The sequence below is a fragment of the Pseudoalteromonas sp. SG41-1 genome, from assembly GCF_014164575.1.
GTDB classification, from domain to species: domain Bacteria; phylum Pseudomonadota; class Gammaproteobacteria; order Enterobacterales; family Alteromonadaceae; genus Pseudoalteromonas; species Pseudoalteromonas rhizosphaerae.
Genome location: NZ_JACJFL010000039.1, coordinates 1 through 21151, shown reverse-complemented (window position 1 = coordinate 21151; position 21151 = coordinate 1). Strand labels below are relative to the sequence as shown.

Annotated in this window: 28 protein-coding genes; 22 read left to right on the top strand and 6 right to left on the bottom strand. The window is 40.9% G+C overall.

Annotated elements, in window-relative coordinates:
- Nucleotides 1–9 precede the first annotated feature (9 nt).
- Complete coding sequence (locus H5203_RS17370) at nucleotides 10–3588, top strand: M1 family aminopeptidase (protein ID WP_145241945.1); 3579 nt, start codon at nucleotides 10–12, stop codon at nucleotides 3586–3588.
- 55 nt (nucleotides 3589–3643) lie between these two features.
- On the opposite strand, the gene H5203_RS17365 is transcribed toward H5203_RS17370, so the two are convergent.
- Both H5203_RS17365 and H5203_RS17360 read right to left on the bottom strand, forming a co-directional pair.
- The gene (locus tag H5203_RS17365; RefSeq protein WP_145241943.1) at nucleotides 3644–4018 is read right to left on the bottom strand and encodes a DUF5329 domain-containing protein; all 375 of its coding nucleotides are present in this window, start codon (nucleotides 4016–4018) and stop codon (nucleotides 3644–3646) included.
- 212 nt (nucleotides 4019–4230) lie between these two features.
- Nucleotides 4231–4419 (bottom strand): hypothetical protein, encoded by a 189-nt coding sequence (locus H5203_RS17360; RefSeq protein ID WP_145241941.1) that lies wholly within the window; start codon nucleotides 4417–4419, stop codon nucleotides 4231–4233.
- Nucleotides 4420–4611: 192 nt separating this feature from the next.
- On the opposite strand from H5203_RS17360, the gene H5203_RS17355 reads away from it, so the two are divergent.
- The 3 genes from H5203_RS17355 (at nucleotide 4612) to H5203_RS17345 (ending at nucleotide 6375) form a co-directional block, all read left to right on the top strand.
- A complete protein-coding gene (locus H5203_RS17355; RefSeq protein WP_145241939.1) occupies nucleotides 4612–4926 on the top strand; it encodes a Bor family protein in 315 nt (104 codons plus the stop codon).
- On the top strand, nucleotides 4923–5252 hold the full coding sequence (locus tag H5203_RS17350) for a Bor/Iss family lipoprotein (RefSeq protein ID WP_145241937.1): 330 nt from the start codon (nucleotides 4923–4925) through the stop codon (nucleotides 5250–5252). The genes H5203_RS17355 and H5203_RS17350 overlap by 4 nt, the downstream gene beginning before the upstream one ends.
- A 229-nt stretch (nucleotides 5253–5481) precedes the next feature.
- Nucleotides 5482–6375: an aldo/keto reductase family oxidoreductase gene (locus H5203_RS17345; protein ID WP_145241935.1), complete on the top strand. Its 894-nt coding sequence runs from the start codon at nucleotides 5482–5484 to the stop codon at nucleotides 6373–6375.
- 134 nt (nucleotides 6376–6509) lie between these two features.
- Here H5203_RS17345 and H5203_RS17340 read toward each other — a convergent pair whose 3' ends face one another.
- The 4 genes from H5203_RS17340 to H5203_RS17325 all read right to left on the bottom strand — a co-directional run bounded on the left by H5203_RS17340 (nucleotide 6510) and on the right by H5203_RS17325 (nucleotide 9417).
- Nucleotides 6510–7187: a TorF family putative porin gene (locus tag H5203_RS17340; protein ID WP_145241933.1), complete on the bottom strand. Its 678-nt coding sequence runs from the start codon at nucleotides 7185–7187 to the stop codon at nucleotides 6510–6512.
- A 289-nt stretch (nucleotides 7188–7476) separates the two neighbouring features.
- The gene (locus H5203_RS17335) at nucleotides 7477–8640 is read right to left on the bottom strand and encodes a hypothetical protein (protein WP_145241931.1); all 1164 of its coding nucleotides are present in this window, start codon (nucleotides 8638–8640) and stop codon (nucleotides 7477–7479) included.
- Between the two features lie 148 nt (nucleotides 8641–8788).
- Nucleotides 8789–8989 (bottom strand): helix-turn-helix transcriptional regulator, encoded by a 201-nt coding sequence (locus H5203_RS17330; protein ID WP_145241929.1) that lies wholly within the window; start codon nucleotides 8987–8989, stop codon nucleotides 8789–8791.
- An 8-nt stretch (nucleotides 8990–8997) separates the two neighbouring features.
- Entirely contained in the window at nucleotides 8998–9417 is a 420-nt protein-coding gene (locus tag H5203_RS17325) for a hypothetical protein (RefSeq protein ID WP_145241927.1), read from the bottom strand.
- Between the two features lie 238 nt (nucleotides 9418–9655).
- Here H5203_RS17325 and H5203_RS17320 point away from each other — a divergent pair, with 238 nt between their 5' ends.
- The 18 genes from H5203_RS17320 (at nucleotide 9656) to rplQ (ending at nucleotide 20352) form a co-directional block, all read left to right on the top strand.
- Nucleotides 9656–11596 (top strand): AsmA family protein, encoded by a 1941-nt coding sequence (locus H5203_RS17320; RefSeq protein ID WP_182820030.1) that lies wholly within the window; start codon nucleotides 9656–9658, stop codon nucleotides 11594–11596.
- Between the two features lie 277 nt (nucleotides 11597–11873).
- On the top strand, nucleotides 11874–12242 hold the full coding sequence (gene rplN, locus H5203_RS17315) for a 50S ribosomal protein L14 (RefSeq protein ID WP_011329449.1): 369 nt from the start codon (nucleotides 11874–11876) through the stop codon (nucleotides 12240–12242).
- Nucleotides 12243–12252: 10 nt separating this feature from the next.
- Nucleotides 12253–12567 (top strand): 50S ribosomal protein L24, encoded by a 315-nt coding sequence (gene rplX, locus H5203_RS17310; RefSeq protein ID WP_016710194.1) that lies wholly within the window; start codon nucleotides 12253–12255, stop codon nucleotides 12565–12567.
- 16 nt (nucleotides 12568–12583) lie between these two features.
- A complete protein-coding gene (rplE, locus tag H5203_RS17305; protein ID WP_016710195.1) occupies nucleotides 12584–13123 on the top strand; it encodes a 50S ribosomal protein L5 in 540 nt (179 codons plus the stop codon).
- A gap of 10 nt (nucleotides 13124–13133) precedes the next feature.
- Nucleotides 13134–13439 carry a 30S ribosomal protein S14 gene (rpsN, locus tag H5203_RS17300; RefSeq protein WP_058562128.1) on the top strand — a complete coding sequence of 102 codons (306 nt, stop codon included), beginning with the start codon at nucleotides 13134–13136 and terminating at the stop codon, nucleotides 13437–13439.
- A gap of 21 nt (nucleotides 13440–13460) precedes the next feature.
- Nucleotides 13461–13853, top strand: a complete 393-nt coding sequence (gene rpsH, locus H5203_RS17295) for a 30S ribosomal protein S8 (RefSeq protein WP_145241923.1) — start codon at nucleotides 13461–13463, stop codon at nucleotides 13851–13853.
- Between the two features lie 13 nt (nucleotides 13854–13866).
- Nucleotides 13867–14400, top strand: coding sequence for a 50S ribosomal protein L6 (rplF, locus tag H5203_RS17290; protein WP_145241920.1), 534 nt, complete (start codon nucleotides 13867–13869; stop codon nucleotides 14398–14400).
- A 9-nt stretch (nucleotides 14401–14409) separates the two neighbouring features.
- On the top strand, nucleotides 14410–14760 hold the full coding sequence (gene rplR, locus H5203_RS17285; RefSeq protein ID WP_008115388.1) for a 50S ribosomal protein L18: 351 nt from the start codon (nucleotides 14410–14412) through the stop codon (nucleotides 14758–14760).
- Between the two features lie 9 nt (nucleotides 14761–14769).
- A complete protein-coding gene (gene rpsE, locus H5203_RS17280) occupies nucleotides 14770–15276 on the top strand; it encodes a 30S ribosomal protein S5 (protein WP_002959485.1) in 507 nt (168 codons plus the stop codon).
- Between the two features lie 3 nt (nucleotides 15277–15279).
- Nucleotides 15280–15462 carry a 50S ribosomal protein L30 gene (gene rpmD / locus H5203_RS17275; RefSeq protein WP_016710201.1) on the top strand — a complete coding sequence of 61 codons (183 nt, stop codon included), beginning with the start codon at nucleotides 15280–15282 and terminating at the stop codon, nucleotides 15460–15462.
- Nucleotides 15463–15467: 5 nt separating this feature from the next.
- Complete coding sequence (rplO, locus tag H5203_RS17270) at nucleotides 15468–15902, top strand: 50S ribosomal protein L15 (protein ID WP_064668467.1); 435 nt, start codon at nucleotides 15468–15470, stop codon at nucleotides 15900–15902.
- Nucleotides 15903–15912: 10 nt separating this feature from the next.
- Complete coding sequence (secY, locus tag H5203_RS17265; protein WP_145241918.1) at nucleotides 15913–17241, top strand: preprotein translocase subunit SecY; 1329 nt, start codon at nucleotides 15913–15915, stop codon at nucleotides 17239–17241.
- Nucleotides 17242–17263: 22 nt separating this feature from the next.
- Complete coding sequence (gene rpmJ / locus H5203_RS17260; protein WP_002959476.1) at nucleotides 17264–17377, top strand: 50S ribosomal protein L36; 114 nt, start codon at nucleotides 17264–17266, stop codon at nucleotides 17375–17377.
- 125 nt (nucleotides 17378–17502) lie between these two features.
- Entirely contained in the window at nucleotides 17503–17859 is a 357-nt protein-coding gene (gene rpsM, locus H5203_RS17255; RefSeq protein ID WP_145241916.1) for a 30S ribosomal protein S13, read from the top strand.
- Between the two features lie 12 nt (nucleotides 17860–17871).
- On the top strand, nucleotides 17872–18258 hold the full coding sequence (gene rpsK / locus H5203_RS17250) for a 30S ribosomal protein S11 (RefSeq protein ID WP_002959471.1): 387 nt from the start codon (nucleotides 17872–17874) through the stop codon (nucleotides 18256–18258).
- A 21-nt stretch (nucleotides 18259–18279) separates the two neighbouring features.
- On the top strand, nucleotides 18280–18900 hold the full coding sequence (gene rpsD / locus H5203_RS17245; protein WP_016710205.1) for a 30S ribosomal protein S4: 621 nt from the start codon (nucleotides 18280–18282) through the stop codon (nucleotides 18898–18900).
- A 24-nt stretch (nucleotides 18901–18924) separates the two neighbouring features.
- A complete protein-coding gene (locus H5203_RS17240; RefSeq protein ID WP_145241913.1) occupies nucleotides 18925–19911 on the top strand; it encodes a DNA-directed RNA polymerase subunit alpha in 987 nt (328 codons plus the stop codon).
- A gap of 39 nt (nucleotides 19912–19950) precedes the next feature.
- Entirely contained in the window at nucleotides 19951–20352 is a 402-nt protein-coding gene (gene rplQ / locus H5203_RS17235; protein ID WP_016710207.1) for a 50S ribosomal protein L17, read from the top strand.
- Nucleotides 20353–21151 lie beyond the last annotated feature (799 nt).

Genomic DNA, 21151 nt, shown 5'->3' with positions numbered 1-21151 from the left:
GGGGATATCATGTTTTTAAATATGCTTACCTTTGAGCTGCGTTATTTTATACGTCAGCCTTCATTTTATGTAACCGCTTTAATCTTTTTTTTAGTGGCTTTTTTTGCAAGTAGCAGTGACAACGTCTTACTTGGTGGCAGCAACGTTAATGTGAATTCACCATTTAGTATCTTGATGCTAGTTAGTATTTTGCTTCAGTTTGCTATTTTTTTAGTGGTAAATTTTGTTGCTGGTTCTGCGATTCGTAATGATGAAACGAATATGTCAGAGCTAGTTTTTAGCAAGCCATTCAAGCCATTAATGTATCAATTAGGGCGCTTTTTAGGTTCGTACTGTGTTGTTGCGCTTATTTTTGCGTTTGTACCGCTGGGAATATATTTAGGATCTGGTTTTGGTTTGCTAGTTGGTTGGCTTGATCCTGAGTTGGTAGGAGATAACAAGTTAGGCTATTACTTAACGGCCTATTTTTATATGGCAGTGCCTAGCTTGTTTGTTTTAGCGGCTATATTTAATGGTGTGGCAACGTATTTTCGCTCAATGATGGCAGTATATCTTACCGCGGTTGCATTTTTAATCGCCTACTCTACCGTATCTGTTTACTTTGATGATTTAGCGTTTCGATGGATAGTGGGTTATGCCGATCCTTTTGCAAGTGGCTCATTACTTGATATTACTCGTTATTGGACTGCGAGTGATAAAAATACTCAAACGTTAGAGCTAACAGGGGTTTTACTATTTAATCGTATATTATGGGTTATATTGGCAGCTGTTATATTTTTTGCCTCAGGCAAGCTGTCATCTCGCATTGTTATCAAGCGCGAAAAGAAGAAACTCGCTGCCTCTAATTTAACTAAACAAAAAGAGGCGGCTCTCATTGCTTCTTCGGTAAATCATAAAGCGAGCGCAAGTTCTTTCAAACAACAGCTATTATTGCGCTGTGTTTTTGAGTTTAAACAAGTTGTTATCAGTGCGCCATTTTTGATTTTAGGTATTATTACTTTAGCTGTACTTATGGTGCCATTACTAGCTCCAGTTGGTTGGTATGGCACAGTTAATTGGCCTGTTACTCAAAACATGGTTGGTATCATTCAAAATGCAATAGGACTATTAATTACTATTGTTATTGTGTACTACAGCGCTGAGCTAGTATGGCGTGAACGTAATAGCGGCATGGGTGATATTGTCGATAGCTTTCCGGTGCATAATAGTGTGTTTTGGGTGTCTAAGCTATTGGCTTTAGTGAGTGTTATTGGTCTGCTTTATATTTTTAGTATGGTACTGACAATTACTGTACAGCTAATTAAAGGACAGTTTAATTTAGAGCTTGGACAATATCTATTTAGGTTAGGTTTTTTTGCTTTTTTACCTTTTGTAATGCTCGCTATTCTGGCCTTTTTTCTGCAGATAATTAGTGCTAATAAATACATCGGCATGGGATTATTTGGACTGTATTATTTAGTGTCAATAGTGCTAAGTAATTATGGGTTTAGTCATAATATGTTTCATTTTGCCCAATTAAGTCCTGCTGCTTATTCAGATATTAACGGTTATGGTCATTACTTAACTGGAGTGGCATGGTACACACTTTATTGGGGAGGGTTAAGTGTGGTGCTAGCCGTTATTGGGCTTGCATTGTGGCACCGTGGCCCGTCACAAAGCTTACGCAATCGTTTTGCGCAGTTAAAATATAACTTAGGTCGAAAAGGGCAAGCGGCGGCAGTACTTGGGTTAGTGGTATTTATCGCTGCGGGCACACAAATTTATTATAATACAAGAGTGCTGAATGATTTTTATACTAAAGATCAACTTGAAAACTTGCAAGTTGAATACGAGCAACAGTTTGTGCAGTATAAAGATGACCCACTGCCGATAATCACTGACGTTGATCTTAATGTTGCGATATATCCACAGCAGCGCAAAATACTCGCCACTGCCAATGTGCTTATTACCAATACTAGTGAGCAAGCAATTAAGCGATTTTTGGTGAGTAAACCGGATAACAGCCCTCAGTGGAGTGTTAAAATTGCCGGAGGGGACATCACTGAACAATTGCCTGACTATAACTCAGCGTGGTTTGAATTTACTCAGCCATTAATGCCTGGTGAAGTGCGCAAAGGTGAGATTTCAGTCGAGCGCAGCCACCAAGGTTTTGCCGATAGCAACACCGATACTAAGCTTGTTGCTAATGGCACCTTTATTGATAATTGGCGCTTATTCCCGCGCTTTGGTTATAACGACAGTTATCAATTAACGGATAAACATGAGCGTCGTAAACGTGGCTTACCTGAGCTACAGCGTGCTAATAAACTTGAAGACACTCAGTATTACAAACAAAGCATGTTTGGCGCGAATGGTGGTTTTATCAACTTTGCTGCAACCATTACTACTGATGAGTCGCAATTTGCAATTGCACCAGGTTATTTAAAAAGTGAAACAGTGACTGACGGACGACGCACGTTCCGTTATGAAATGGATTCACCAATAATAAACTTTTATGCCATTTTATCCGCTCGTTTAGAGTCTAAAAAAATAACGCATAATGGAGTAAATGTTGAAGTCTATTACCATCAAGACCATACGTGGAACGTGGATCGTATGATTGAGTCGGTTACTGATTCAATTGATTATTTTTCTGCGGAGTTTGGTCCTTATCAACATAAGCAAATGCGTATTATTGAGTTCCCTGGTTATGAGTCATTTGCACAAAGCTTTGCTAATACTGTACCTTATTCAGAGCAAATAGGCTTTATTACAGATAACCGAGACAGTACTAAGATTGATGTGCCTTACTATGTTACTGCTCATGAGGTGGCTCACCAGTGGTGGGGGCATCAGGTTACCGGAGCTAATGTGCAAGGTGCTGCAGTATTGTCAGAAAGTTTATCGCAATACAGCGCAATTATGGTACTTAAGAAAAAATACGGTGAGCAAAAGCTACGTAAATTCTTAAAGTATGAACTTGATAAGTATTTGCAAGGTCGCTCGGTTGAAGCGTATCAAGAAATGCCGTTGTATAAAGTAGAAAGCCAAGCGCATATTTATTACCAAAAAGGTTCAGTGGTGATGATGGCCATGCATGATTTGTTTGGTGAGGAGCGTTTAAACAGCATTTTAAAAGAGTTTGTTAGTGACTTTAAATATCAAAGTAATCCTTACCCGACCACGTTAGATTTACTTAGTTATTTGAAACGTGACGCGACTCCCGCAGAGCAAGCGTTCATTGATGATCAGTTTATGTATATCACTTTATATGAGCTGACAATGAAAGAAGCGAAAGTATCTGATGAGGCTGATAGTGATGGCTTGTACACGGTCACTCTAACTGTCGAGGCCGCTAAAAAGCGTGCCGATGGTCAAGGTGAAGAAGCAGAGCAACCACTTGATGAAATGATTGATATTGCATTATTTAACGATGATCCTGAAAACCTACTAGCTGAAGATTTTGTGATTTATTCACAAAAGCACCGGTTAGTAACCGGCACTAACACCATTGAACTAAAAGTGAAAGAAAAGCCGCTTTTCGCAGGGGTTGATCCTTTTGTTAAGTTAATTGATAAAGATAGTGTTGATAACTTGGCTAAGTTTTAGAGTTCGTTAGCTGAGACTTGGTTTATATCCACTTTCACAAGGTGAAAAGCCGCATTTATTGCGGCTTTTCTATTGCTCTAAAACGGGCTAATTCATCAGTTAACCATTTGCTAGCGGTTAATGTGCTACTATCAGGTAAAATAACCGTATAGGCTTTACCACTCCATGAACTTTTGCTGGCAAGGTTGTCAATAAAATCATCAGCGGTTTTTGCATAGCGTTTGGCTTTTCGGTATTTCATGGCTAAATGCTCAGCCGCTTCTTCACTGTTATGTTCATCGCCATTTCGAATAAACGTTGCTTTACTTTGCTTAATAAAACTAATTAAGTGACTGACTTCCTGATCTGCGCTTGCTGCAACACTTAGCCGACTAACGCACAGTAAAAGGCACGCTATAAAAACGTATATATTATGGGGTAAGTGTTTCATCTATAGCCTCATTTAGGTGTAAATTTACCATTATAGGATTGTGATCTGAGCTTTGTTGTTGTGGCACACGGGTTGTATTAACGGTCACACCGCGGGGCTATATTTGTTAAAGCGCAAGACCAAAAGCATTTGTCCGTTTATCATCAATATAAAGCGTTTTTGAGAAACCAAGCTTATAAAGTGCGGTAATAGCTACCTTTTGCCTTGCATCACTACATGCATTGAGTTCCCCTGCAAAAATAATCGGTCCTTGATGTTGTTACATCTTGCGTGAGTGTATGAGCTGTTTCAGTAACGCCTTTATATTCGTCTGACAATGGTGCTGTGGCCAATGCTGTGATGCTTAGCAAAGCAATGGCAATTGCTACAATAGCAATAAAAGAAAATGATTTTATCTGCATCAATGACTTTAAAGTAATTTGACTAAAAAGAATGTTACTGCATTTTAGGTGCTCTAAATAAGATAAAGTTCCTACAAAAGCTTGCCAAGCTAATGAATACAGTTTGTTTCTACATTTTCAATACAGTTTCTTACTTTTTTTAGTAGGCATTCATTTTACACTCTGCACCACTAAATTAATCAGGATTAAGTTATGCGAATTTTTTTAATAAGTTTGTTATTTATTGTGCTTGGAGGGTGTTCAGCTGTAACAATCCAACCACAAAAAATGGCTAAACTTAGCTCAAAACCAACTTATCAAGATAGCCGTCCATTTTTTATGTGGGGACTGGTTGGTGAGCAGCGTGTTGATGTAAAAAAGGTATGTGGCGATCAAACTGTGGTGCAAATGCAATCACAACAAACATTTACCGATGGTGCGCTAGGGTTAGTCACGTTAGGTATTTATGCACCACACACAATTAAAGTCTGGTGTCAGGAGCAAGGTAGCGAAGGAGTTGGAATATGAAAAAGTTAACAGGGTTGTTCACTATTGTATTTATTGTCGTGTTAGCGGGGTGTACTAATATTCATTTTGATAACGGTGAATATGATGACTTAGCTGAAAACCATAAAAGTGAGCAATGGCATCACAACTTTGCCGCCGCTCTTTATGAGGGCTCGAATGCGGTTGATTTATCTGAGATTTGCCCTGATCCGCAATGGCAAAGTGTGCACACTTATAAATCATTTACTAATGGCTTAGCAGAACTGGTTGTTAACGAAGTTGGGCCTATTTGGTACCCAAAAACAGTTGAGGTGAGTTGTGCACAGGTACCGTATAAAGTGCAGTAATTTTTAATAATCAAAGATCATGTTAAAGTTGTACTAGTTAAGTACCTTAACCTTATTTAACTCAATCATATAGTTAGCATCGCACTCACTTTTTAATGGGTGCTTTTTCTATGCTGGATATATTATCTTCTTCTCTCTATTAAAAGTATATTAAGTTAGTAGAATATAGTCCATTCATATAAAGGCTGGCATTTTTTAGCATCGTGCACCAAATAGTTGAGAGATAATAATGAACAACGCAGAGCGTAAAATTGACGAACTAGTACTAGGGTTTTGGCGATTATTAGATTGGCAAATTACTCCACAACAGTGTTTAGCTTTTCTCGAGCAAGCAATTGAAGCTGGCGTAAGGCACACCGATCACGCTGACATTTACGGTGGATATGGCTGTGAAGCAGAGTTTGGTAAAACCTTGGCTTTAAAGCCAAGTATTCGAGATGAGATTAGAATTATTACCAAGTGTGGTATTAAACCTGCTTTTGCAAGCTTAGGATTAGCAGGCCAAGCTAATCATTACGATTCGAGTGCCGCACATATTATTAGCTCAGCACAGCAATCGTTAAAGCATTTTAATACCGATAGATTAGATGCATTACTTATTCATCGCCCTGATTATTTGATGAATGCAGACGAAGTAGCTGAGGCATTCACTACTCTTAAGCAAAATGGTGATGTACTCGATTTTGGTGTATCAAACTTTACGCCATCACAACTAAGTTTATTGCAGTCGCGTCTTGATTTTGAATTGGTGACCAATCAAATTGAATTTTCACCGTATGAAATGCAAGCACTTGATGATGGTAGTTTAGACCAATGTCAGTTACTTGATATTAAACCTATGTGTTGGTCACCTTTGGCTGGCGGTCGCATTTTTGCAGAAAATGATGAAAAAGCGATTCGCCTGCGTCATGTACTCGAACAAGTCGGCAGCGAAATTGGTGCAAGTTCTATTGATCAAGTGGTTTACGCGTGGTTATTAATGCACCCAAGTTCCCCATCAGTGGTACTGGGCACTGGCAACATTGAGCGTGTTAAATCGGCTGTTGCCGCTAAGCAGTTAAAACTCAGTCGTGAACAATGGTATCGTATTTGGCAAGGTTCAACAGGGCACAGTGTGCCATAGGAGTTTTAAGCTATAAGCAGTCTGAGTTTAGGGTAAGTCTTGACATTAAATCTGAACTTAGTCGCTTTTACCGCTTACCAAGATCGAGAAAGGGCCTTACGGCCCTTAGTGTTGCAGCAAGTAACACATTCTTTTTATAGGCTAAAGTCCATTGAAAAAGCAACGTAAGCCTTAATATCACTGTCATCCATATCGGTATCAGATAGACCAAAAGTGAAGCCATCTTTAGAGATAGATACGCCGTAGTCGATGATATCGTCATCACCAATAAAATCACCAGAGTAGTGACCTAAGTGTAAAGCCATTTCAGTGCCATTAGTACCAACAGCAAAACCGTAATCTGCAGTCAGGTATAGCGAATCACCAAAGTCTGTGCCATCACCGCTTGCGGCTGAAGTTGCAAGAACTGATGCGCCAAAGCTAAAGCCACCCATACTGATGCTACCGTAAATTTCAGAAAAATCAGCGTCTGCGCCAGAAGCTGCATCAGGGTAAGCGTAATAGATGTAGCCAACGTCGTAGCTCATATTTTCATTAATATCGCCACCAAAACCAGCATAGAGATCAAGCTCGTAGGTCATTTCATCGGCCCAGCTTGCATTTGAAGCCCAAGTACCAGCATAAAAACCTGATTCGTTGGCATAATCAATACCACCTGAAATTGCAGCATCACCACCGGTTTGTTCTTGACCACGCCATAAGTAGTTTGAAGTTGCTGCGGCATTGGCTGTTACTTCTGCATATGCTGCTGTAGATGTTGCACCCATGAGTACAAGTGTGCTGATCGCAATTGCTGATTTTAGTTTTAACATGTTTGGTATCCTGTTGTTATGCTGATTTTTTGGCTCGCAATTATTAATTAGATTGCAGTCTATAATTGCGGATCCTATTTTTAGTTGTCTACCAGGATAATTGCACTGCTTGTGCCAAGTTAAATGAAAAGCAATAATTTATATTTAAATTACTTTATAAACAACGATATAAATATTTATAGTGAAAGGAGGAGATTGTTTTTTACGAAGCCTGCGCACTTTATTGGTGCGTAAAAAAACCCGCATGCACAACTCAGTTGCAGCGGGTTTTTGTATTTTTTACTGTGGTTTAACCAAAAATAGTACGCATTAGGCTGATTGTTTCGTTCACGCCACGGCCTTTTTGTACTTCGCTGATAATTGAATCACGCTTTGCGCGAATATGCTCAGGCATATCGTCAGCAGCAAGTGCGCGATCAACAAGTATTTCAGCAGACTCTTTACCACGACGCACTTTTCTAGTGCCAGTGGTTGTTGTACGCTTTGGTTTACTCAATAACTTGATGTAGTTAGAGTTTTCAGGCGTGTTTTTGTCCGCGTGGTAGAAGAAGCACGGAATTAACGCTTTGATTGCAACAAGTTGTTGATCCAGCTCGCTGTCACCACTTGCCATTTTAAACCAAGACATACCATGAACTGCTTGGACAATATCCTGCCAATAACGCGCAAAGTCACGATTATTTAATTTAGTAATAGCCAATGCTGAACAAAGTGCATCTAAACGGGTGTTATTAATTGGTGTAAAAACATCTGGGCGGCGCATTGCTAATAGACGAGTTGCCGGTGCAAGCGTTGGCTTTTCATTGCTATCAGTAAAGGCTTTTAAATATTTGACCACAAATTCTTGGTAATCAGCTTCAGTTACTTCACCTTCTAAAGGTATATGTGCTAATGCTTCATCAAATAATGCAGGCAGGTCGGCAAGCATTTGATGAAAAGCTTTGGCGCTTTTAGTAGAGCTAAACCATTCAACATCAAAATTATAACTACTTGGATCCAGTGCAGAAGTATGTTTGCCACTAAATGCTAATAAATCTTCAGGGATCATCTCTTTCAGTGATTGCTCGCGAATACCAGCTATATAGTTGGCAAGGCGTAACTGTTCATCAAGGGCTAACACATCTTTATGTTGCTCTATAAATACACTAACTACAGGCCAAGGCGCTACGCGTAATGTTTTCAATTGTAAGAAGCTAATTGCTGAAACTAATAAGTCATTAAGCTTTTTTAAAATTGGTAATTGATTGGTTTCGAGTAAGTCATGATTAATACGGTCACGGCTAGCATTAAGTAGTTCATAGCACCAACCTAAGAAGTCTTCAGGATGATTTTCTATTTTCACCGCCATCAGGTTTAAGCTGATTTCAGAAGCCTGCTTTAGAATATTTTGATAAATATGGCCTTCTTGTTCGCCTAATGCCATTTGTGAAGGTGAAATGAGCAATTTTTTCATGCCTGATGGTACTCCGGTTAAATACATTTTTCAGTTGTTTAATTTTAGCGCAAAACGTCTTAAAACAACAGGGCTGTGCATCATACCGGAGAATACAGGGGATGCAATCTTGATAAGTTAAATCTGCACAAGATTGCATTTAAAGGGGTTAATCTGCTTCTTCAAGTGAAAATAACTGCTCCACAGTAGTTTCAAACTGCCGAGCTATCTTCAATGCAATGATCACTGAAGGTGTAAAGCGTGATGTTTCGACCGTGCTGATTGTTTTGCGTGAAACGGCGATAGCATCGGCTAGCTCTTGCTGTGAAAGCCCAGCGGCTTTGCGAAATTCAGCTATATGGTTTTGCACATTATCTCCTAATCACGGCTTTGCCAAAAAATTGAAAAGCCATATACCAAACTCATAACAGCTAAGTAAAAGGTGGCCATGGTACTGTGTGTTACATCAACAGCAAGGTTATCTGAAGCTAAATATATCGCCCCCATGCTAAACAGCAGAGCGAGTACAACATGTTTATAGGCTATCGTGTCTATAGTATTTAAATACTCATCTTTATAAGTCAGGCGGTAACTTAATTTCCATGTAAAGCCACCTCTGATCACAAACATAAAAAATGAACCAAGAAAAGCAGCACTTCCTAAAAACAGCAGCGGTGCTGATGTGTGATTAAGCATGGGGTAAACGCTAATAATTAGTAAGGTTATACCCATGAAGATCGAAAACCATGCGTTTTGGTTCATAAATTTTTCTTCGGTTTTAATATCTTGTTGTTTCATAAAGTCCATCCTGTGAAAGTGTTAATTTATATTTTTGTAACCTACAGGTATCAATGTAACCTTGGGGTATCATTTGGTCAAGTTGTTTTTTGTAACCTAAAGGTATCAAAATATTTCAGTCACAATTCATATATTCAATGTAGAATGCAGGGAATAGCATTTTTATTCGTTGCACAATGATTTTAATGCTAACTCCCGCTATGATAAGAACATTATTTGCACATTTGAAAGGACCATCATGAAGACCTTATTTAAAGTTATTGGTGTCATATTATTATTGCTTGTTGCTTTAATTATTGCTGCACCGTTTTTAATTCCAACCGATGCCATTTTTAATAAAGTCTCTGAGCAGGTTGAGCAAACCACAGGGCGTACTTTAACTATTAAAGGCGATAAAACATTATCCGTTTTTCCTTCTTTGAAGCTTGAACTTGAAGATGTGCATTTTGCCAATATGAAAACTGGCTCACGTGCAGATATGGCAAGCATGCAGCAACTTGCAGTTCATATTCCTTGGTTTTCGCTATTTGGTGGTGAACTTAAACTAGAAAAGTTTGTGATCAATGAACCAAACATTCTGCTTGAAACAGATAAAAATGGTAAAGCTAACTGGCAGTTATTTGATGCAGTAGCTACGAAACCTGAGCAGCAAACTCAAGCAGGTGAGGCAGTCAAACTACCTGAAAACTTTGATATTCAATTAGGTGAAGTAGCTATATATGGTGGGTCGTTTACTTATTTAGATGGTCAAACGGGAGCTAAACAGCAAATTAGCGATTTAGAATTAGCTATTTTACTGCCTTCACTGCATAAATCACTCGAAGTAAAAGGTGGGATCACTTATATGCAAGAGCGCTTTGAGCTTGATGTAACAGTTGATAACCCAGCTAAAGCAATAGAAGGTGATACATTTAATGTGACAACTGATGTCACTTCAAAGTTAGTTGATGTTGAGTTTAAAGGCTTAATAGCCGGTCAAGGTAAAGATATTCAAGGTCAATTAGCGCTCAGTGGTGATTCAGTAAAAGACATTGCTAAATGGCAGGGAGTCGAGCTGAACGCTAAAGAAAGCGCCTTTAATGCATTTAGTGTTAGCGGCAAAATGCGTATGCAAGGTGATAAGTTCAACCTAGCTGAATTAGTCGCCACTCTTGATGCATTAGAGATCAAAGGAAAAAGCGAGCTTAATTTAGGTAAGCGTTTAGCCGTTAATGCTGACATCGATTTAGGTATGCTGGACTTAAATCCTTACTTACCTGAGGTGGTAGCGCCAGCAGATAAACCAGAACCGAAAAGTGACGAGCCAACCAAACCAATTGTATGGGATGACACAAAAATGGATTTAAGTGGCTTAAATGCCTTAGATGCGAATGTGGTGATCCGTTCAAGTGGCTTAAAAGCAAATGAAATCAAACTTGGTGCTAATCAATTCACTGTAAACCTTAACAAAGGCGTAGCAAAAATCAGCCTAGATAAGTTTGCCGCCTACGAAGGTAATGGTAAAGGCACAGTAACGGTTAATGCGAAACAAGCTCCTTACAAAATCAGCACCAACTTCTCGTTAGATAAAATAGATGCACAACCATTGCTAACAGATGCCGCTGGCTTCGATAAGCTAATGGGCAAAGGCTCACTCAATTGGGACTTAGCAACATCAGGTCAGAGCCAAAAAGACTTTATGAGTGCCCTACAGGGTAAACTAGCATTTGAATTTGCCGATGGTGCAGTAAAAGGCGCCAACATTGCTGAAATGGTTCGCAAAGGCAAAGAGCTAATTAAGGGTAACTTTGGTGCAATATCACAAGGACTAGATACTGGCTTTGATAATTCCCAGCAAACCGACTTCTCTGCGCTAACGGGTAGCTTTAACTTTACCAATGGCGTAGGTAAAAACACAGATCTGAGTTTGTTAAGTCCATTAGTACGTATTAGTGGTGAAGGGGATGTTAATCTACCTGCAACGACAGTTAACTACCGCTTAGTGACAGGTATAGTCGATTCACTCGAAGGACAGGGTACCCAAGATGACAGTACCGGCTTTAAAATTCCAGTGCGAATCAAAGGACCATTTCATGATGTTGGCATCAGCTTAGATGTAAGCAAAGCGGCAGAAGATGAAGTAAAAGAAAAAGCGAAAGATAAAATTAAAGATAAGTTAAAAGGTTTGTTTGGCAAATAATGCCGATTTTATTCGGTGATAAAACAATCAGGGCATAAAATTGCCCTGATTGTTTTATAATCAATGCTAAAATAGCAAAATATGTTTCATCGACAAAACAACCATCCTCGTTATTCTAAATTAATTAAAAAATAACCTACCACTACCCCCGCAATGCTGATACAATTGCCCGCCCTTGGGAGACAACTAGATTGTTTTTTGAGTGGTTTTTAACCTAAATGTCTTGATTTTAAACAAATTTAAGACAGTTGTAATAACTACACCGGAGGTCATTAACATGATCCAAATGCAAACTCAGCTGGAAGTTGCTGATAACAGCGGCGCTCGCAAAGTGCAGTGTATTAAAGTCTTAGGCGGTTCGCACCGTCGTTATGCAGCGATTGGTGACATCATTAAAGTTTCTGTTAAAGAAGCGATTCCTCGCGGTAAAGTGAAGAAAGGTGATGTTAAAAACGCGGTAGTTGTGCGTACTAAGAAAGGCGTTCGTCGTCCAGATGGTTCTTTGATCCGTTTTGACAGCAATGCGGCTGTTATCTTAAATGATAACTTGCAGCCAATTGGTACACGTATTTTCGGCCCTGTGACTCGCGAACTTCGTAATGATAAGTTCATGAAAATCGTTTCACTAGCCCCAGAAGTACTGTAAGGAGTCAATCATGGCAGCAAAAATCCGTCGTGATGACGAAGTAATCGTTCTAGCAGGTAAAGACAAAGGTAAGCGCGGCAAAGTGCTTTCAGTTGTTACCGAGTCTGGTCGAGTATTTGTCGAAGGCATTAACTTAATCAAGAAGCACCAAAAGCCGGTTCCACAATTGAACCAGCCAGGTGGTATTGTTGAGAAAGAAGCGTCTATTGACGTATCAAACGTTGCGATCTTCAACTCGGAAACGAGTAAAGCAGATCGTGTAGGTTTCAAGATTGAAGATGGTAAGAAATTACGTATCTTTAAATCTACTGGTAAAACTATCTAATAGTTGGAGTAGAATGATGGCGAAACTGCATGAAGTATATAAAGACAAAGTAGTTGCTGAACTTCAAGAGAAGTTTGGTTTCAGCTCTGTCATGCAAGTCCCTCAGATCGAAAAGATCACATTGAATATGGGCGTGGGCGAAGCCCTAGCTGACAAGAAAATTCTAGACAACGCTGTTGCGGATCTAGAAGCAATCGCTGGTCAGAAGCCACTCATTACTAAAGCACGCAAATCTGTTGCTGGCTTTAAAGTACGTGAAGGCTACCCAATTGGTTGTAAAGTAACCCTACGCGGCGAGCGTATGTGGGACTTTTTTGAGCGTTTGGTTTCAATCGCTATCCCACGTATCCGTGACTTCCGTGGTGTAAGTGCTAAGTCTTTTGATGGACGTGGTAACTACAGCATGGGCGTACGTGAACAAATCATCTTCCCAGAAATTGATTATGATAAAGTAGACCGCGTACGCGGTATGGATATCACAATCACTACATCTGCGAAAACAGATGAGGAAGGCCGTGCGTTGTTAGAAGCGTTTAACTTCCCATTCAAGAAATAAGGGTAGGGTTATGGCAAAGAATTCTATGAAAGCGCGCGAAGCAAAGCGCACGAAATTAGTTGCTCAGTTCGCTGAAAAGCGCGCAGCACTAAAAGCTATCATCAGTGATGTGAAAACATCTGACGATGATCGTTGGGACGCGGTACTTAAGCTACAAGCTTTACCACGTGATTCTAGCCCTGCACGTCAACGTAATCGTTGTAACATTACGGGCCGCCCACATGGTTACCTTCGCAAATTCGGCATGAGCCGTATTAAAGTTCGCGAAGCAGCTATGCGCGGTGAAATTCCTGGCCTTAAAAAGGCTAGCTGGTAATAGAATCACGGGAGTAAGACTATGAGCTTGCAAGATCCTATCGCGGATTTGTTTACACGAATTCGTAACGGTCAGTCAGCGAAAAAAGTATCTGTAACGATGCCTAATTCAAAGCTGAAAGTAGCATTAGCTAAAGTATTAAAAGATGAAGGTTATATCGTTGATTTCACAATCAGCGGTGATGTTAAACCTGAGCTTTCTATCGAGTTGAAATACTTCGAAGGCAAAGCTGTTATTGAAAATATCCAGCGTGTTAGCCGCCCTGGTTTACGTATCTATAAGAGACGTGACGAATTACCAAAGGTAATGGGTGGTCTAGGTATCGCTATCGTATCAACTTCTAAAGGCCTAATGACAGACCGCGCCGCACGTAGTGCTGGTGTTGGTGGTGAAATCATTGGTTTTGTAGCTTAATCGGAGGGGAACTATGTCTCGCATAGCAAAGGCACCAATTAATGTTCCTGCCGGTGTAGAAGTTACATTAAAAGGCCAGGACATCACAGTTAAAGGCAAAAACGGCGAATTAACGCGTACTATCAACTCTGCAGTTGAAGTACAACTTAACGACAACGTTATTACAACTTTACCTCGTGAAGGCGTAGCCAATGCATGGGCACAAGCAGGTACTGCTCGCGCTCTAATCAACAATATGATTGTTGGTACGCATGAAGGTTACGAGAAGAAACTTCAGTTAGTAGGCGTTGGTTACCGTGCTGCAGCTAAGGGTAAAACATTAGATTTAACTCTTGGTTTCTCACACCCAGTTAATTTCGCAGTTCCTGAAGGAATTACGATTGAAACTCCAAGCCAAACAGAAGTTCTAGTTAAGGGCGTAGATAAGCAGTTAGTTGGTCAAACAGCTGCTAACATTCGTGCATACCGTAAACCTGAGCCTTATAAAGGTAAAGGTGTTCGTTATTCAGATGAGAATGTACGCCGTAAAGAGGCTAAGAAGAAGTAAGGTAAGACGATGGATAAAAAAACAGCTCGTCTACGTCGTGCTAAACGCACTCGTAGAAATTATATTGAACAAGGCACAACGCGTCTTGTTATCCACCGCACGCCACGTCACATTTACGCTCAAGTTGTAAACGCTGAGGGTAATGTACTGGCTGCTGCTTCTACTGTTGAGAAAGCTATTAGCGAAACAGTTAAAGGCACAGGCAACGTTGCAGCTGCGCAAGCAGTTGGTAAAGCGGTTGCTGAACGTGCGGCTGACAAAGGCATCGAAAAGATTGCTTTTGATCGCAGTGGCTTTAAATATCACGGCCGTGTGAAGGCGCTAGCAGATGCTGCGCGTGAAGCCGGTTTGCAATTCTAGGAGTAGACAATGGCTAACGTAGAAGCAAAGCAACAACAGCCTGATCTAGCTGAAAAGCTAATCGCGGTGAACCGTGTGTCTAAAGTAGTTAAAGGTGGTCGTATCTTTAGCTTCACTGCACTAACTGTAGTTGGTGACGGCGCAGGTAAAGTAGGTTTCGGTTATGGTAAAGCACGTGAAGTTCCAGCTGCTATTCAAAAAGCAATGGAAAAAGCACGTCGTAACATGATCAACGTAGACCTAAATGGCAACACATTACAGCATCCTGTTAAAGGACGTCATGCTGGCTCTCTTGTGTTTATGAAACCAGCATCTGAAGGTACTGGTATCATCGCAGGTGGTGCTATGCGTGCAGTACTAGAAGTTACTGGTGTGCAGAACGTACTTTCTAAATGTTACGGTTCTACTAACCCGATCAACGTTGTACGTGCAACGATCTCAGCTCTTGAGAATATGAATTCTCCTCAGTCGATCGCTGCAAAACGTGGTCTTCGAGTAGACGAGATTCTGGGGTAAACCATGGCTAATAAAACTGTAAAAGTAACACAAGTAAAGAGCTCTATCGGTCGTTTACCGAAACATAAAGCTACATTACGCGGTCTTGGTTTACGTCGTATCAATCACACTGTTGAGTTAGAAGACACAGCATGTGTACGTGGTATGATCAACCAAGTTTCATACATGGTTAAGGTTGAGGGGTAATTCGAATGCATTTGAATACACTTTCTCCTGCTGCAGGTTCTAAATCTGCTGGTAAACGTGTTGGTCGTGGTATCGGTTCTGGTCTAGGTAAGACTGGTGGCCGTGGTCACAAAGGTCAAAAGTCACGTTCTGGCGGTAAAGTACGCGTTGGTTTTGAAGGCGGTCAAATGCCTATGCAACGTCGTCTACCTAAGTTTGGTTTCACTTCTCGCAAATCTTTAGTATCTGCAGAAATAAACCTATACGAGATCGCTAAAGTTGAAGGCGATGTGGTAGACCTAGGTACGCTACAGGCAGCTGGTCTAGTTAAAAAGAACGTTCTGTTCGTTAAAGTTGTTAAATCTGGCGAAGTTTCACGCGCTGTTACCGTTAAAGGCCTTAAAGCCTCTAAAGGTGCTCGCGAAGCTATCGAAGCCGCCGGAGGCAAGGTAGAAGACTAAGGAAGTACTAATGGCTAAACCAGGTCAAGATACACAAAGTGCACAAAGTGGGCTTTCGGAATTGAAACGTCGATTACTATTCGTATTGGGCGCTATCATTATTTACCGTCTAGGTTCATTTGTGCCAATCCCTGGGATTGACGCCGCTGTACTTGCCGATTTCTTCGAGCAACAAAAGGGCACCATTGTTGAAATGTTCAACATGTTCAGCGGTGGTGCGCTTGAGCGCGCTTCGGTGTTAGCACTGGGTATAATGCCTTACATCACAGCTTCAATTATTACGCAACTATTAACGCATATGTATCCTCCGTTTATAGAGCTTAAGAAAGAAGGTGAACAAGGTCGTAAGAAAATTAGCCAGTACACACGCTACGGCACGCTCTTGCTTGCTACTATCCAATCGATCGGTATTGCCACAAGCTTACCGGGTATGATGGACGGGTTAGTTGTTAACCCAGGTCTCGGTTTCTACTTCACCGCAGTGGTGAGTTTAGTAACTGGTACTATGTTCCTGATGTGGTTGGGCGAGCAAATAACTGAACGTGGTATCGGTAACGGTATCTCAGTTCTAATATTTGTTGGTATTGTAGCTAACCTGCCGTCTGCTATTGGTTCGACAGCCGAAATGGCGCGCCAAGGTGATTTACATGTTTTAGCACTGTTATTGATTGCGGTAATCGTATTCGCTGTTACTTATCTTGTAGTGTTCTTTGAACGTGGACAACGTCGTATCGTCGTTAACTACGCAAAGCGCCAACAAGGTCGTCAAGTATTTGCTGCCCAAAGCACGCATTTACCACTAAAAGTAAACATGGCGGGTGTTATTCCACCAATCTTTGCTAGCAGTATAATTCTGTTCCCTGGTACTATTGCCAGCTGGTTCGGCCAGGGTGAAGGTCCTGTCGCTGATGTGCTACAAGCGATTGCTACAACGTTGACTCCAGGTCAGCCTTTGTATGCAATAGTTTTAGCTGCGGCTATTATCTTCTTCTGCTTTTTCTACACAGCGTTGGTTTTTAACCCACGTGAAACAGCAGATAACCTGAAAAAATCTGGCGCATTTATCCCAGGTATTCGTCCAGGCGAGCAGACATCGAAATACATTGATAAAGTGATGACACGCCTGACATTGGCAGGTGCTTTGTATATAACCTTTATCTGTCTGGTGCCCGAATTCATGACCATGGCATGGCAAACGCCATTCTACTTCGGCGGTACATCAATTTTGATTATCGTTGTTGTGATCATGGACTTTATGGCACAAGTACAGACTCATATGATGTCTCATCAATATGATTCTGTGCTGAAAAAAGCGAACCTTAAAGGCTACGGTCGATAAGGTCAGTTTACGGAGTTGAGCAATGAAAGTACGTGCTTCCGTTAAGAAAATATGCCGTAACTGTAAAGTTATTAAACGTGCCGGTGTTGTACGTGTAATTTGCAGTGAGCCTAAGCATAAGCAAAGGCAAGGTTAATTTATAAGTCGTGCAGGCTGAGGTTTCTCGGCCTGTGTTTTCAGTTGTGATTTGGTCTTCGTTTGAGTATCCTTACGGGCTCTTCAAACAGATGATAACCGAATTCAAATATAGGAGATGTGTTAGTGGCCCGTATCGCTGGCATTAACGTCCCTGATCATAAACATGCAGTTATTGGTTTAACAGCTATTTATGGCATAGGTAAGACTCGCTCTAAGGCTATCTTAGTAGCGACTGGTATCGCCGAAACCACAAAAATCGGTGAACTTTCAGACGAAACACTTGACGTATTGCGTGAAGCAGTTGGCAAGTACACTGTAGAAGGTGATCTTCGTCGTGAAGTTACTTTGAATATCAAGCGCCTTATGGACCTTGGTTGTTACCGTGGCCTACGTCACCGTCGCTCTTTACCACTACGTGGTCAAAGAACAAAGACTAACGCGCGTACCCGTAAGGGTCCTCGTAAGCCTATTAAGCGATAAGGGGATAGTATTATGGCTAAGACACCAATTCGTCGTAAAAAGGTTAAAAAGCAAGTTGCTGATGGTATGGCTCATGTTCATGCTTCTTTCAACAACACTATTGTTACAATTACCGACCGTCAAGGTAATGCATTATCATGGGCTACTGCCGGTGGTTCAGGTTTCCGTGGTTCACGTAAATCTACACCATTCGCTGCTCAGGTTGCTGCAGAGCGTGCAGGTACTGCTGCTCAAGAATACGGTTTAAAAAATCTAGAAGTTTTCATCAAAGGTCCAGGTCCAGGTCGTGAATCTGCTGTACGTGCTTTGAATGCTGCTGGTTACCGTATCACCAACATTACTGACGTGACGCCAATACCACACAATGGTTGTCGTCCACCGAAGAAACGTCGCGTTTAACAATAGGTTAGGAGAAATAACATGGCAAGATATTTGGGCCCTAAGCTCAAGCTGAGTCGTCGTGAAGGTACTGACCTGTTCCTTAAGAGCGGCGTAAGAGCTATCGACTCTAAGTGTAAACTTGAGACTGCACCTGGTCAGCACGGCGCTCGTAAAGGTCGCTTATCTGATTACGGTTTACAATTACGTGAAAAGCAAAAAGTACGTCGTATCTACGGTGTATTAGAAAAGCAATTCCGTAACTACTACAAAGAAGCTGCTCGCCTTAAGGGCAACACAGGTGAAAACTTGTTACAGCTTTTAGAGCAACGTTTAGACAATGTTGTATACCGCATGGGTTTTGCAAGCACACGTGCTGAAGCACGTCAGTTAGTAAGCCACAAAGCGGTTTTAGTTAATGGTCGTGTAGTGAACATTCCTTCATTCGTAATTACTCCAGAAGATGTAGTAGTTATCCGTGAAAAGTCTAAGACACAAGCTCGTATCATCGCTGCTCTAGAACTAGCCGAGCAACGTGAAAAACCGACTTGGGTTGAAGTTGACGGTAAGAAAATGGAAGGTAATTTCAAACGCCTACCAGAGCGTTCAGACCTGTCTGCGGACATCAATGAACAACTAATCGTCGAACTTTACTCTAAGTAAAGTTAAGAGTTAAGAGAGGATAAAATGCAGGGTTCTGTTACAGAATTTCTAAAACCAAGGTTAGTCGATATCGACGCTATTAACCCAACTCGTTCTAAAGTAGTTTTAGAGCCATTAGAGCGTGGCTTCGGTCATACTCTTGGGAATGCCTTACGCCGTATACTTCTTTCGTCAATGCCAGGATGTGCAGTAACCGAAGTTGAAATCGACGGTGTGTTGCACGAATACAGCGCGAAAGAAGGCGTACAAGAAGACATCATTGAAATTCTGTTAAATCTTAAAGGTCTAGCAGTTACTTTGGAAGGTAAAGATGAAGTTTTTCTTACCCTGACTAAGTCTGGTGTAGGCCCTGTGACTGCGGCTGATATTCAGCACGACGGCGATGTAACCATTGCCAACCCAGATCATATTATTTGTCATTTAACGGCAGATAATAGTGCGATCAGCATGCGAATTCGTGTTGAACGTGGTCGTGGGTATGTGCCGGCATCTAGCCGTTTATCCTCTGATGACGATGAGCGTCCAATTGGTAGATTGTTGCTTGATGCATCATTTAGCCCAGTTGAACGTATTGCGTACTCGGTTGAATCAGCACGTGTTGAACAACGTACAGACTTAGACAAGTTAATCATTGATATGGAAACAAACGGCACTATAGATCCAGAAGAAGCGATCCGCCGTGCGTCGACTATCTTAGCTGAGCAGCTAGAAGCATTCGTAGACTTACGTGATGTTACTGAGCCAGAAGAGAAAGAAGAGAAGCCAGAATTCGATCCTATTCTACTTCGTCCAGTTGATGATCTTGAACTAACAGTGCGTTCAGCAAACTGTTTGAAAGCCGAGCAAATTCAATATATCGGTGATTTAGTTCAGCGCACAGAAGTCGAGCTTCTTAAAACGCCTAACTTAGGCAAGAAGTCTCTGACTGAAATTAAAGACGTGCTAGCTTCACGTGGTCTATCTCTAGGTATGCGCCTAGAAAATTGGCCACCTGCAAGCCTAGCTGAATAATCTAAATCACTATATTAGTTTAGTTAGAAGGATAGGGTCATGCGCCATCGTAAGAGTGGTCGTCAATTAAACCGTAACAGCAGCCATCGTAAAGCGATGTTCAGCAATATGGCAGGTTCTTTGGTGAAACATGAAATCATCAAAACTACTTTGCCAAAAGCGAAAGAGTTACGTCGTGTAATTGAACCTTTAATCACACTGGCTAAGACTGACAGTGTAGCAAATCGCCGTTTAGCGTTTGCTCGCACGCGTGATAAAGAAGTAGTTGGTAAGTTGTTCAGTGAAATCGGTCCTCGCAATACAGACCGTCCAGGTGGTTACACTCGTATTATTAAGTGTGGCTTCCGTGCTGGTGACAATGCACCAATGGCTTATATTGAACTAGTAGGTCGCACATCTGCGAACGAAGAAGTTCAAGAAGACGCGCAGTCTGCTGAGTAAGTCTTAAAGACACCAAAAAGCCGAGCATAAGCTCGGCTTTTTAATATCTAAAATTTGGCAAAAAATAATATCGCTATCAGTATCCCTGTATATAGCGCAACATTTCAACTATACCATTATCAAACCAACATCTTTGTAAGCCCACTAAGCGTCACTAGAATCTACTTCCCTTAATAACCATTTGTTATTCAACTAGCTTGTTAATTTAAATTTCATGGTCGGTAATAACATTTATAGCTTTGAAAGTTATCTTGCTACTGAATATGTAGCTGTATAAATCTATAGAGTCTACTTTTACCTATGATTTAAATGCGTGATAACTGCGACTGTCAGTGTTTGACCCTCATAAGTTATTAACAATATACATAGGTAAAGATTATAAACTTAGGTCATTTGATCAAAATATTGATCATTTCAGTAGTGGATCGTTTTTTCGATTAAAGATTGAATCTGGGTTTCTTCATTTAACTTGCACTTATATAGTTAAAAACAGTCTAGTTTAGTGTTGTTTTTGAGCGTTTAGCTTAAATACTCAGCGAACAGTGTTTTATTTTAAGTTTTCTTCAAAAAAAGGTTGATCTGTTTTTGGATCTCCCTATAATGCGACCCCACTGAGACGGCAGACAGCAACGCTTAGCGAGGCAAGAGTTAATCAGTTAGTCGAGTAAAACTTGAGTTTAGATTTTTAAGAAAGTTTAAAATTAAGTGTTGACAAAAAAATAGGAAAGCGTAATATGCGCAGCCCTAGCGAGATAAAGTTTAACTTTAACCGCAACGTTCTTTAACAATATAAAGCAAT